Origin of the sequence: Saccharopolyspora sp. SCSIO 74807 (genome assembly GCF_037023755.1) — a bacterium.
Lineage (GTDB): Bacteria > Actinomycetota > Actinomycetes > Mycobacteriales > Pseudonocardiaceae > Saccharopolyspora_C > Saccharopolyspora_C galaxeae.
On the sequence record NZ_CP146100.1, the window covers coordinates 3,614,385 to 3,626,404 of the forward strand.

General features: G+C 65.6%; 11 protein-coding genes and 1 pseudogene. 11 read left to right on the top strand and 1 reads right to left on the bottom strand.

Annotation, left to right across the window (positions count from 1 at the left end; all coding sequences use genetic code 11):
* Window positions 1-4: 4 nt before the first annotated feature.
* From V1457_RS16680 to V1457_RS16715, 8 genes are all read left to right on the top strand, one after another.
* Window positions 5-196, top strand: coding sequence for a hypothetical protein (locus V1457_RS16680; protein WP_338595485.1), 192 nt, complete (start codon window positions 5-7; stop codon window positions 194-196).
* The gene (locus V1457_RS16685; RefSeq protein WP_338595487.1) at window positions 196-627 is read left to right on the top strand and encodes a TadE/TadG family type IV pilus assembly protein; all 432 of its coding nucleotides are present in this window, start codon (window positions 196-198) and stop codon (window positions 625-627) included. The genes V1457_RS16680 and V1457_RS16685 overlap by 1 nt, the downstream gene beginning before the upstream one ends.
* Window positions 624-1,070: a TadE/TadG family type IV pilus assembly protein gene (locus V1457_RS16690; protein ID WP_338595488.1), complete on the top strand. Its 447-nt coding sequence runs from the start codon at window positions 624-626 to the stop codon at window positions 1,068-1,070. The genes V1457_RS16685 and V1457_RS16690 overlap by 4 nt, the downstream gene beginning before the upstream one ends.
* Window positions 1,070-1,504, top strand: a complete 435-nt coding sequence (locus V1457_RS16695; RefSeq protein WP_338595490.1) for a pilus assembly protein TadG-related protein — start codon at window positions 1,070-1,072, stop codon at window positions 1,502-1,504. Before V1457_RS16690 ends, V1457_RS16695 begins: the two co-directional genes overlap by 1 nt.
* Window positions 1,501-4,242, top strand: coding sequence for a hypothetical protein (locus V1457_RS16700; protein WP_338595492.1), 2,742 nt, complete (start codon window positions 1,501-1,503; stop codon window positions 4,240-4,242). The genes V1457_RS16695 and V1457_RS16700 overlap by 4 nt, the downstream gene beginning before the upstream one ends.
* A 962-nt stretch (window positions 4,243-5,204) precedes the next feature.
* Entirely contained in the window at window positions 5,205-5,807 is a 603-nt protein-coding gene (locus V1457_RS16705; protein WP_338605010.1) for a hypothetical protein, read from the top strand.
* A gap of 96 nt (window positions 5,808-5,903) precedes the next feature.
* Window positions 5,904-6,401, top strand: coding sequence for a hypothetical protein (locus V1457_RS16710; RefSeq protein WP_338595494.1), 498 nt, complete (start codon window positions 5,904-5,906; stop codon window positions 6,399-6,401).
* Window positions 6,402-7,571: 1,170 nt separating this feature from the next.
* Window positions 7,572-8,465, top strand: a complete 894-nt coding sequence (locus tag V1457_RS16715; protein WP_338595495.1) for an N-6 DNA methylase — start codon at window positions 7,572-7,574, stop codon at window positions 8,463-8,465.
* Window positions 8,466-8,728: 263 nt separating this feature from the next.
* On the opposite strand, the pseudogene V1457_RS16720 reads toward V1457_RS16715, so the two are convergent.
* Window positions 8,729-9,847: pseudogene (locus V1457_RS16720) on the bottom strand (IS701 family transposase); the annotation flags it as partial.
* A gap of 318 nt (window positions 9,848-10,165) precedes the next feature.
* Here V1457_RS16720 and V1457_RS16725 point away from each other — a divergent pair.
* From V1457_RS16725 to V1457_RS16735, 3 genes are read left to right on the top strand one after another with little or no spacing between them, the layout of a single operon-like run.
* A complete protein-coding gene (locus tag V1457_RS16725) occupies window positions 10,166-10,489 on the top strand; it encodes a hypothetical protein (RefSeq protein WP_338595496.1) in 324 nt (107 codons plus the stop codon).
* The gene (locus V1457_RS16730) at window positions 10,489-11,622 is read left to right on the top strand and encodes a putative T7SS-secreted protein (RefSeq protein ID WP_338595497.1); all 1,134 of its coding nucleotides are present in this window, start codon (window positions 10,489-10,491) and stop codon (window positions 11,620-11,622) included. Before V1457_RS16725 ends, V1457_RS16730 begins: the two co-directional genes overlap by 1 nt.
* Window positions 11,619-11,876, top strand: a complete 258-nt coding sequence (locus V1457_RS16735) for a hypothetical protein (RefSeq protein ID WP_338595498.1) — start codon at window positions 11,619-11,621, stop codon at window positions 11,874-11,876. The genes V1457_RS16730 and V1457_RS16735 overlap by 4 nt, the downstream gene beginning before the upstream one ends.
* Window positions 11,877-12,020 lie beyond the last annotated feature (144 nt).

Below are 12,020 nucleotides of genomic sequence, written 5' to 3' on the forward strand. Positions count from 1 at the left end.
GCTGATGCTGACCTACATCGCCTGCGTCATCGCCACCACCCGGGCCCGCATCGCCGACATCCGTTCTGACGAGCGCGGGTATTCCACCGAAACCGTGCTGGTGACCGCCTTGCTGGTCGCCGGGGCCATCGCCGTGCTCGCGATCATCGTCGCCGCGGTCACCCGCAAGGCCAACGAGATCGGGGGCAGCATGTGATGACCACACACCATGCCCACCCACTACGCGCACGGATACGGCGCTGCTCCCGAGACGAACGGGGATCGGTCACCGCCGAACTCGTGCTGGCCGTCCCGGCGTTGCTGCTGCTGATCCTGCTGATCGCGCAGTTCGCGATCTGGGCGCACGCCACTCACATCGCCCAAGCCGCCGCCTCACAAGCACTGTCAGCCGCCCGTGTGCACCAGGCCAGCAGCGCCGACGGCCACGCCGAAGCGTCCTCGGTGCTCGGCCAGCTCGGTGCCGGACCGCTCAAGAACCCACACGCCGCCGTGAATCGGGGACCACAACAGTCCACTGTGGAGGTAACAGGGGAGGCTGCGGCGGTGGTGCCGTTCCTGGACTTGCCGGTGCGAGGCCGCGCGGCCGGGCCGAGCGAACGGTTCGTCACCCCAGGAGGCAACGAATGACGTCCCGACGGCTCCGCTTGCAACGCGACGAACGAGGTTCGGTGGCCACCGAACTCACCCTGCTGGTGCCCGTCCTGATCATCCTGCTGCTGTTCGTGGTCTTCTGCGGGCGCCTGGCCGACTCGCGGCTGCGCGTCAACGACGCCGCGCACCAAGCCGTCCGCGCGGCAACGTTGGCCCGCAGCACCAGCCAAGCCAACAGTGACGCCCACGCCACCGCGCAGGCCGCACTCAGTCAGGCCGGCCTGCGCTGCCAAGACCTGGGTGTCTCCGCCCGGCTCGCCGGCCTGCAGCCCGGAAGCACGGTCACCGTGACCCTGACGTGCCCTCTCGGGCTCTCCGACCTGGCGATGCTGGGGGTTCCGGGGACCACCACGGCGACCTCCACCGCTTCCTCGGTCGTGGACCAGTGGCGCGGAACTACTCCCGGAGGAGGTGCCTGATGCGCAGGCGGTGGCGAGCCCTCGCCGGTGACGAGCATGGCCGGGTCACGGCATTCGTCGTTGTCATCACCACGGCCTGTCTGCTGTTCGCCGGTCTCGTGCTCGACGGCGGACTCGCCCTGGCTGCCAAGACTCAGGCGATTGGCCACGCCCAACAAGCCGCCCGTGCTGGAGCGCAGGAGTTGGATCTCGTCGCCTACCGCGCCGGCGGCCAGCCTCAGCTTGCCCCGGAGGCGGCGCGAGCCGCGGCTCGCCGCTATCTCGGCGCCGTGGGCGCCATGGGCACCGTGACCGCCGATGCCAGCACAGTGCGCGTGCACGTCGATGCCCAGCAACGCACCCAGATCCTCGGCTTGATCGGGCTGAGCGAGATCCCCGTGTCCGCCGAGGGCCAAGCCCGACCCGATCAAGGAACAACAGGAGGGGCCGGATGAGGATGCTCGCCTGCCTCGCTGGGCGACTGCTGCGGCTTGTCGGCGCGCTGGCCGCATTCGCGGCACTGGTGGCGCTGCTGGCCGGTGTGCCCTGGGGGCTGGCGACGTTCCTCGGCTGGCCTCTCCCCGACCATCTACCGACCAGTGGCGAGATCGAATCCGTCCTGCTCAACCCGCTGTCGGTCACCCTGCTTCTGGACATGCTGGCCTGCATCGCCTGGCCAGTCTGGCTGGTATTCGCCGTCGACGTGGCACGCTGCATCCCGGACGCGGTGCGCGGTGTTCGGCCGCCCGCGATCGGCCCGGTCCACGCTGTGGCCGGCCTGCTGGTGGCCACTGCCGTACTTGGCCTGCTCCCACGATCCCCGGTCGCCGAACCCGCGACCGCGATGCCGGTGCAGCCCACCGCGGCCGTCACCGTCCTCGACCCCACGGCCGCGGCTGTGTCTGCCGTCGACTCCCCCGCCTCGACACCTCCTGTGCAGCACACGAATCCTGCGACTGCACGGGGAATTGTGAGGGTGCAGTCGCCGCACGATGGGGTCTACGACAGTCTCTGGCGCATCGCCGAACGCGAACTCGGTGACGGCCACCGCTGGACCGAACTGTTTGCCCTCAACCAAGGCCGCCCACAACCCGATGGGGCCACGCTTACCGACCCGCACCTGATCCGCCCGGGCTGGATCCTGCACCTGCCTGAGCAAGCTGAAGACAACACCCCATCGCCCCGGCCTGCTCCGCCAGCACCACCGCCAGCGATTTCCACCCCGACCGTGCCGGCACATTCACCAGAGGAGGCCGTGCCGGGCCGACCGGGCACCACGGAGGGCGCCGTTGCTCCCACCTCGTCGACCGCGGTCATGCTCGGCAGCGGCGGCGTGGTCGCCGCCGCACTGGCCGCCGCGGTCTCCCTGGGAATGCTCACGCGACGACGCCGAAGGATGCGCTCCTACAAGCCCGGCAGCGCCGACCGCACCCCCATGCCTGCTCCCGCCCCAGCAGTGCACGCATTGCGCCTGGCCCACGACCACGCCCAACTCGGCGAGGAGCCCACCGATCCTGACTCCATCACAGTCCCCGCCCGCACTCCCGACATGGACCTGTCCTACGTCGAGGCCGATTCGACTTACTCCGTGACGGACGTGGACGTAGGAGTCCGCGCCGGCCGCGCCTACGCGCTCGATCTTGCCGTGCTCCACGGGCTGGGGCTCACCGGCGCGGGCGCCGAGGCCAGCGCCCGGTCCCTGCTCGTGCACCTGCTGGCCACGACCAGCGCGACCCTGCTGATCCCCGACCACGACGCCCGGGCACTACTGGGCGACGAGACACCCGAATCACCCCGGCTGCACACCACTACCGACCTGGACGAGGCCATCACCGCACTCACCAGCAGCACCGCCCGCAACACTGATCTCCCGAGCAGCGAGCTCACGAGGGTGCTCGTCGCCCGCATGGACCGGCCGCACTCACGCCTGCAAGCCGTGCTCGATACAGGATCCGCCAGCGGCGCGGCCGGGATCCTGCTCGGCCACTGGCCCGCCGGCGCGACGGTGCGCGTCCGCGCCGACGGAGTAGTCACCGCCACCAGCCCCGCGGTGGCCGAACTTCGAGGTGCGCAGCTGTTCCATCTCAGTGCCACCGACACCCGCGATCTCCTCGACCTGCTCACCGACACCACGCACAGTCCGCCCTCAGGCGATCCCAACCCCACTGACGAGGCCGAGCTGACCGGTGACGACCACATCGACGAAACCGAACGCGCCCCCGACGCCGAACCTCACGTCACCGAGACCCATGAGGCACAACCCGAGTTCGATGCCGACGAAACCATCCACGTACTGCAGGATCAGGCGACGGCTCCGCCGTCCACGACACCAGCCAGCAATCCGAGGTATGACGAGCCTGATGATGCCGGCCGACCTGATCGCAACCAGCTCGCCGACACCGAGGCTGCTCACGAACCACCGAAACGTCCCTTGAGCCTGGCCGTTTTTGGCCCGCTCACTCTCACCTGGCACCCACAAGAGATACCCGCACGGAACCTCACGGCCGAGCTCGCACCCAAACACAAAGCACTGATCACCTACCTCGCGCTGCACCCCCACGGCACCACACGGGCCTCCGTGCGCGAGGCGCTCTGGCCCGAAGCCCGGGGACGACGGCCCTACAACGCCTTCTACGCTGCGCTCTCCCAGATCCGCAAAACCCTCGCCGAGGCCACCGACAACCACGCGGCCGACCTCGTCGTCCAGCACGACGAACACATTGCCCTCAACTCCGAGCTCGTCGGGGTCGACTACTGGCAGCTCAACCAGGCCGAGCATGACCGACACATCGCCAGCACCGACGAGCAGCGCTTCGCCGCCTGGTCCCGCATCGTCGCGCTCTACACCGGCGAGATTGCCAACGGCATGTCAGCACTCTGGCTCGACGGGCCCCGGGAAGCCGCCCACCGCACCGTCCTCGACGCACTCGCCGGCATGGCCGCCCACTACCGAGGACACGACCCCCACAAGCAACTCCAACTGCTCGAACACGCCAGGCTGCTCAACCCAGAGAACGAAGACATCTACCGCGACATCATGCGAGTGCAAGCCGAGCTCGACCTCACCGACGCCATCAGCCGCACCCTCCACCTGCTCACCACCACACTCGCCGAGATCGGCGAACGACCCGACCCCAACACCCTCGCACTAGCGCGCACTCTCCAAGCGCGACAACACCGCACAGCCAGTTGAATCGAACGCCGCCATTGAGACGCAAATCGCGCGAAGCTTGAATCTCGAAATTCTCCTGGATCATCTTCCGGATCCAAACCCCAGTTCTCCCGCGCAGATGCAGCGACGATCAATAAGAAACCCCCAGGGCAGTTCGCCAACCGGTAGTATTGTCGTCTGATATGATCTCTGCGTTCCAGGCAGCGGCCATCCGCCGACACATTCTCAGTCAGGAACAAGAAGGCCCTTCCACCTGGAGGGGCCTTCGTTATGCTGCACATGACGAGTTCCGCAATCATCACGGCAAGGTTGATCACTCCACTCCTTATTGGATCGCAAATGGCGCGGCGCGGCAGTAACTCACGCCCGACCTCCCCACCTCCGCGAGCGATCAAGTCGGGCATTTAGCTTTCGGTTGCCACGAGCACTCTTGGATGCCACGCCCACGCATGCACCTGTTCATACGCTCGCTCATGCACCCACTCATCTGCCCGATAAACGAGAAACCCACTCGTGCCGCGTTTTTCCTAGTCAGAGCGCCGCTGCCCCTTCCTGAAACCACCCAGCCTCGGTACCCCACGGGAACTTGTTGACGACTGGGAAGGCATAAAAGGAATGAGAAGCGTGAACAATCCACTGGTAGCGGCAGCAATCCATGAGCTCCAATTATGAACAACTCCCTATTTTGACATCCACCTCTCCGCAAATCGTGGAACGCACCCGCAGGCCGACAAGACTCGGAAGCCACCCTCATCAACAATGCGAACTCTTCTCATTTCGTCGCCACTCTTTGCGACGAACCGAAAAATCAGAATTCGACCAATATTTCCCCAACGAACTCATCCGAAACTGTTGCAGCATCGACAGAGCCGGCGTTACGGTAGATTCACCGGAACACAGAGATTTCCGAACAGGAAGAAGTAGTCGCGGGTAGGGATTCGCACCCCGTTTGCCCGCAACCGCACACTGTGAAAGGCATGATTATGACGAGTGTGTCTGTCGAGGCGTGGTCGCACGGTGACGGGTATTTGACCGTCGATACGCAAGAGTGGATCAATGACCGCGGCGAGTACGCCGATGACCTCACCGATGACTTGCGCGGGTGGATGGAGGCCAACGGCCATGCGCACCCGCACGAGGACGTCATCACCGCATGGATCAGCGCACGCACGGGCGAGACTCCGAGCGGCCTGCACGGAGACGGCCAGTTGTGGGCCCACAACCTCGTTAACTTCTCTGATCACCTGCTTGATGATCTCGGTTTCGTAGTGTTGTCGGCCGTTGAGTTCGGCGACCTGATGATCATCGTGAGTGATCACGGCGGGCGCTACGTCGCGCCGACGGTCTATCGCTCCACCGTGGATGCGCTGGAAGAGTGGGCGGACTACTCGAACGCCGAGGGCGAATGCGCCAACGGGCACCGGTGGTGCACGCACAACACCGTGAATTTGCACGCCTGGGACGGCGCCGACATGCGCACGTACCGCGTTCCTGACCTGGTCCGCGTGCCCTTCGACGACCGCACTCGCGGCTATGTCGCGTGCCCGACCTGCGGCAAGGCTGTGCGGTTCACCTGCCATTTCTAAGCCCGTGCGGCCTGCCCGCGCCGCATGTCCCGCGCGCTGCGGCCGGCTGCGCCTCCCCTCCCTTTCTCTGTTCTTTCAGCTTCTGCGAGGTGTGCTGTGTTCGTGCTGTCCGCCAACGGCGAAATGATCTCCACCGACTACGACGACACCGATTCCTCGGTGATCACGTTCGAGAACGCCGACGACACCGAATGGCGGTGCCAAGCATGCGGCGAGTGCCTGACCGAGGAAACCGACGGCTACGCCGACGAGTCCGGCTCGCTGATCTGCGACGCCTACGACCCGTACGAAGACCCCGAGATTGACGATGCGGAGTCCGCGCCGGATTTCCGCGAAGGTCCGCACCGCCCGCAGCGGGTGGCCCTGTCGTGGGCCAACGGTGCCACGATCCACACCGACCCGGGCGAAGACTCGATCACCGTCACGATCAGCGTCGGCGACCCACGCGGCGCGTTCGCCTTCACGGTGCGCCGCGTCCCGGATGAGGCGATGGACAACGGCGGCCGGTTGATCATGCACACCCCGTACCCAGGTGAGCCCCTGCCGCACGTCGAGCTCACGACCGCCCACACCGGAACTTACTGGGTCGGCTGACCTTCCCGGGGTGCCCGCCCACCACGGCGGGCACCCCCGCTTCCCCAAGAACGAGGAGGAACCGAGACATGAGCACTCGTCGCCACCGGACGACATCGGCGAATACACCCACGAACGCGCCCGGTAACTGCCGGTCCGTCACGCAGGCACACGCTAGTGAATACGCCCTGCCTGACGACTGGTGGACAGCCGGCGGGTACGACACCGAGGACGGGCGCATTGAGTACGACTGGAACCAGCGGTATTGGCGCGCAGTCCTTCCGGACAGTTCCAGCGTCGTATTTCCGACTGAAGCAGAAGCGGTCGCCTATCTGAAAGAACACGGGCCGATCGTCGTCCGCAGCTTTCTCCGCCGCTCTTAGCCGGGTGTTGGTCGACCCAGCGCGACCAGCGGTGATCACCGGCTCCCGAACGTTCTTTCCGCCACCTGCTGATGCCTGTTCATGCGCCACAGCGATGCCCTAGGCGCCCAGTCAACCGCACCACGTTATTGCAAAAGCAAACGCACCGCGCAGCCATCGGCTCAGGCCGGCCTGATCACTGTCGACAACCACACAGCGCGAGCACGCACGGAGGTTGTCCGCTGAGCTCTGTGAGCTACCCTAACCACGCCCTCCTTCCGAGAAGGGCAGCCCTTTCACAGGGTTTGCGGTAGGCCGGCGGACCGTGCGAACACCCTCCGGGTGGGTCCGCCGGCCCCTTTACGTTCTGAGCTCCCAAACCGCTCGCGCCGCGCACCTGGCGCCGCCGTTGGCACACCAGCAACTCGGCCTCGCGCTCGTCTCTCCTCTCGCGTTTCCACTTGGAGCCCAGTCATGCAATCGCACTGCGAACACCCGTATCGAGCCGTGATCTCCATGGCCGGAGCGATTCGTCAGAGTTCTGACGACACCACGGAGTGGCAACTACGGCGCCTTGCCACCGACCTGGCGCGTGCGGTCTTCGATCTTGACGCGCGGATGCGAGCCGGCTTGACGCCTCCCAGCGCCTGGCGTCCAACTTCCAAATACCCCGACACATCGGGCTAAACGAGCCTGTACCGCGACCCCCCAAGGCCCTCTCGGTGCCGAGGAGCCCTGGCTCAATGCCAGATCTCCAAATCCAAATCTCACCCCTCCCGCAGTCCCTGCCGAGGACAAGCACGCCTCGTTACATTAGAAAGGAATTCCCGTGACACGAAATACCAATCGGCAAGGCAATTGCCCGGATCCCGACCGACATGCCGCCGACATCGCTCAGTCGGTCGACGTGGCATGGAACAAATCCAACCACTCCGGTCGACGCGACGTCGCCCTTTCGGTCGTGTCTGCGCTGGCCCTCCTCAACCAGCGCGACCCCAATACGGCCGATCTCGCCGAACAGCTGCGCGCACAGAGTGCCGAGGAAGTCGCTAGAACCCTGCGGGAGATCTACACCGCTGTCATCAACTCTCGCCCAGACCTAACTCACCTCATCTTTCCCCTCATGCAGTGGGTTTTCGATGATCCCGATCCTGCTTTGCAGCGCGCCGCAAAGCATGTGGCCGACGCCGCGATACACGCGGGGCAGCTCGATCTCACTGGCACCGAACGTCGTTACGACACAGACCTACTCGGCGTGGTACTCACGCTGCTCAAGTCCGACAGCGCAGGCAAGGCGAACGCGCAGATCTACACCCCGATGCCTCTCGCGGACATGATGGCGCGCATGACACCACCGGAGGAGCATTTTTCAGTGTGTGATCCTGCCGTAGGCACCGGCGGGCTGCTCCGCGCTTCCGCGCAGGTAATGCGGGAGCTCGACCGCGATCCCGCGACAGTGGCCTGGTACGGCGCCGACGTTGATGAGTTGGCGATCGCCGCGTGCGCAGCCAACAGTCTGATCTGGGGACTTGGCCCGCACATCGTCCTGTGCGTCGCCAACACGCTCTCGGAAGGAGACTGGGCGCACCGGGCCGAGGCTCAACGGGCCGAGGTCCTACAGATCTCCGCACAAGTCCGCCGCGACAAGCTAATGATCCACGCGGTTCGTACCGCTCAACAACTCACCGAACTCCCGATCGACGAGTCCCAAGTCCACGAGTAGTACGTGCTTGCCTACTCGGAGCTCTCGGTGGCCACGAGCTAGGGCCCCGCCATCGCAGAGACCAACGAGGACTTAGTACTGCAACGGCACTCAGAGTGGGTGTCCGCGTTGTCGGTAGTGGCAGTGGCGGGCTTGGTGTTGGCGTCGTCGGCGCCAGCGTGACCAGGACCAGACGTGCTTGGCGGGGTGTGGTGTCCGGGTGATGAGGTTGATCAACAGTCGGCGGAGCTCTGCTAAGGTGTAGTCGATCATACCCGGTTCTCGGGCGTTGAATTTGCTTGTGTGGCCTGGGTTTTCGCCACGGCTAGCCACGCGAGGGCGAGCAGCGACAGGGTGGTGTGGGCGTACCAGGCTCGCCAGGAGCGTGCTTGGTAGTGGTCGAGCCCGGCCTCGTTCTTGGCCTGTTGGAAGCACTCCTCGACATGCCAGCGAGATCCGGCGGTCCAGGCGAGATCGAGCAGTCGGGATCGGCGGGGTCCGTAGGCGACGTAGTAGGCGATCTCGCTGGGATTGCTCGTCGAGCGCCGCGCCAGCAGCCAGCGTCCCCGCCCGGGCGGCCAATCGGCGCCGAGCGGGATGCGGGCCCAGTCATAGATGCGCGGGCCGTGGGCACCGGCGCCGACCGACAGTCGTCGCCACGATTGCTCGGACAGCCCGGCGATGAGCTCGTCGGCCCGGCTCGTGTCACTGGAGAGGGTGGTCAGGGTGTCGTTGCGTTTGGTGGCCAGCACGTAGGCCGCGTCCTGGGCTTCGAGCCAGTCCCGCAGGTAGTGGGCCTGCCCGTAGGCCTCATCGGCGGTGACCCACGAGAACGGCACCCCGGCTTCGAACGCCCGAGCCAGCATCGCTTGGGCCTGCGCAGGTTTGGTGGCAAAGTCGACCTCGTCGGGCACCCCGGCCGCTCGGCAGCGGTCCCGATCATCGGTCCAGCTGGTCGGTAAATACAGCTCCCGGTCGATCAGCGCGTGCCCAGCCGAGGACGCATACGCCAGGAAGGTCCCGATCTGGCAGTTTTCCGTGCGACCGGCCGTGCCGGAGTACTGGCGCTGCACCCCGGCCGAGCGAGTCCCCTTCTTCAAAAACCCGGTCTCATCGACGATCAACACACCCTCGCGGTCACCGAGGTGCTCGATGACGTAGTCACGCACGTCGTCGCGGACCCCGGCGATGTCCCAGTCCGCCCGCCGCAGCAGCCGCTGCATCCCATCCGGACTGACCTCACCGGCCTGCTCAGCGATCGTCCACCCGTTCTTGCGTTCCAAGCCCGCGACCAGGCCCGACACGTATTCACGCACCCGCGCACGTGGCTCTGAACGCACGAACCGCCCAGCGATTCGCTCGTGCACCCGCTCCAGCTCCGCCGCCACCAGCTCCACAACCACGCCCACCATGATCCACTACGGCTCAGGCGAGTGCCGTTGCAGTACTAGTTCTGCTCCGCTGCCCGCGAGCACTCGCGTGCGGCCGAGGTCCCCCCAGAACAGTGCCAGACCGGGTACTGGTCTGGCATGGGCTGGTACCAGGCCGTTTGCGGTGACGATGGTGTCATCCAGTAACACTCACGGCCGGCGGGCATGACTAGACATCGGCTGAGGAGTTGGCTCCGACAAATGAGCGAACCTCGTTGGTTGGGACCACGAGGTCGGCTGACTCGTTTAAGGTCGCGCGTGCGTTCGGACGTAGTTGAGTAAGGGGGCCGCGTGTCGGAGGGCTTTCGTGTCGATCTGCACGCTTTGCAGGAGGCGTCCAAGGGGGTCAGCGACACTGTTCAGGCTGCGCGAAAGGACAGAGTCGCCGACCTGGCCACGGGTGTGGAGTTCGGCCACGACCGCCTTGCCGGGACGGTGACCGCCTTTTGTGATCGTTGGGACCTGGGGGTGGCTCACCTCGTGATCGACGGCAGCGAAGTTGCGGGTCGACTGGCGCACTGCGTGCAGGTGTACCGGGAGACCGACGAAGCAGCCCGAGTGCGGTTAGAGGGGCTGATCGCGCGCTCCGCTGGCGATGACCCGGCGGCTGACTGATGGCGGCTGAGCGCGGCAGCAGCCGTGATCCGAAAGAACTGATCCCCGGCGATCTCGATGGAATCCTCGGCACCGCATCGTCGATGGCCTCCTACGGTGACGTCCTGCATGAGGCAGGGGAAGGTCTCAAGCACATCGACAGCACCGAGGGGTGGAGCGGTGAGGCGGCCGAGCAGTTCCGTTCAGTCTTTGACGGTGAACCCACCAGGTGGTTGGAAGCCGGCGATTGCTTCCACGACGCTGCCACAGCACTGGAGCGCTACGCCGATGCCCTCACTTGGTCACAAGGTCAAGCGGTTGAGGCGATCCGACTGTGGGACGAGGGCGAGGCTGCGACCAAGAGCGCGAAGGCCGAGCACGAACGAGCTCCGGAGGGCACCCCGCCGCAGCCGTTCCACGATCCGGGTGAAGAGAAACGCCGCGCAGCCACGGCGCAGCTGCAGCACGCGCGCAACGAGCTCAGGAACGCGGGTGACGTTGCCGCTGACGCGGTTGGACGGGCACGGGACAAGGCTCCTGAACAGCCGAACTTCGTGGAACAAGCGGGAGAGGCGATCGGCAACGCGGCCGGCACGGTCGTCAATGGTCTGGCCTCACTGGGCAACGCGGCGATCCACCATCCTGAAATGGCCCTGGGATTGGTCGGCGGTGCTGCGCTGACCGCGGTCAGCGCAGCCGGCGAAACAGCAGGAGTTGTGCTGGATGCGACCGGTGCTGGCGCGGTCGCCGGGGTTCCACTCAACGCGGTCTCTACGGCAGGAATCGCTACCGGCGTCGGTATGATGGGCGTGGCCATGGCCGGGCTTGCTTCGGAAGCCGCTGGCGACGACGAAGTCCAACCCGTGGATACCGATGGTACCGAGGTCGCGCCTGCGGAAGAGGCGCCGGCCAAGCCGCCTGAAGAGATCACCGGGATGACCAAGCACGGTGAAGAGCGGGCGATGGGGCGTGACGGTCACGGGGTCTCGGACCAGGCCATGAAGGACGCGGTGGAGAATCCGGTGAAGCCGGTGAAGGAACAAGCCGGTGGGAAGTACAAGTACACCGGCGAAGACGCCACCGTGATCCTCGGCTCCGATGGCCAGGTGATCACGACGTGGGCGCGCAACTCGAACGGATGGAGGCATCCATGAGCAACGTCATCGACAGCTTGCCGCCCGAGCTCCAGGACGTGTTCACCGCAGTCCTCGACGAGCACGACAGCGACCTGCTGAACTCCCTACGGGCCAGCAGCGAGCCCAGCCAGGACGAACGCGAAACTGTGGAAGACATCCTCTCCGACGCCTTCACCGAACACATCGATGACGACGGCGAACCGACCGAGCGTGGACGCCTCATCGACGACGCGCTGGGAAAGTTCCTGCTCCGCTGGCCCATCGAAGGATAGCTGTCATCGAGCGACCGTCGGATGTGTGACAGCCTCGGTCGCTTCCGACAATATCCGTCCTGACGAGTAGGTGTTCGCTTGACGATCACCGCGGAAGCCGTGCTAACTTGGCCAAGTCTTCAAGAGAAGATGCGGCTTGCACGA

What these genes read in the sequence shown, in the direction of transcription:
- V1457_RS16700 (WP_338595492.1), top strand. Translation starts at nt 1,501, where the DNA reads ATGAGGATGCTCGCCTGCCTCGCTGGGCGACTGCTGCGGCTTGTCGGC.
- V1457_RS16680 (WP_338595485.1), top strand. Translation starts at nt 5, where the DNA reads ATGCTGACCTACATCGCCTGCGTCATCGCCACCACCCGGGCCCGCATC.
- V1457_RS16690 (WP_338595488.1), top strand. Translation starts at nt 624, where the DNA reads ATGACGTCCCGACGGCTCCGCTTGCAACGCGACGAACGAGGTTCGGTG.
- V1457_RS16685 (WP_338595487.1), top strand. Translation starts at nt 196, where the DNA reads ATGACCACACACCATGCCCACCCACTACGCGCACGGATACGGCGCTGC.
- V1457_RS16730 (WP_338595497.1), top strand. Translation starts at nt 10,489, where the DNA reads ATGGCGGCTGAGCGCGGCAGCAGCCGTGATCCGAAAGAACTGATCCCC.
- V1457_RS16695 (WP_338595490.1), top strand. Translation starts at nt 1,070, where the DNA reads ATGCGCAGGCGGTGGCGAGCCCTCGCCGGTGACGAGCATGGCCGGGTC.
- V1457_RS16735 (WP_338595498.1), top strand. Translation starts at nt 11,619, where the DNA reads ATGAGCAACGTCATCGACAGCTTGCCGCCCGAGCTCCAGGACGTGTTC.
- V1457_RS16705 (WP_338605010.1), top strand. Translation starts at nt 5,205, where the DNA reads ATGACGAGTGTGTCTGTCGAGGCGTGGTCGCACGGTGACGGGTATTTG.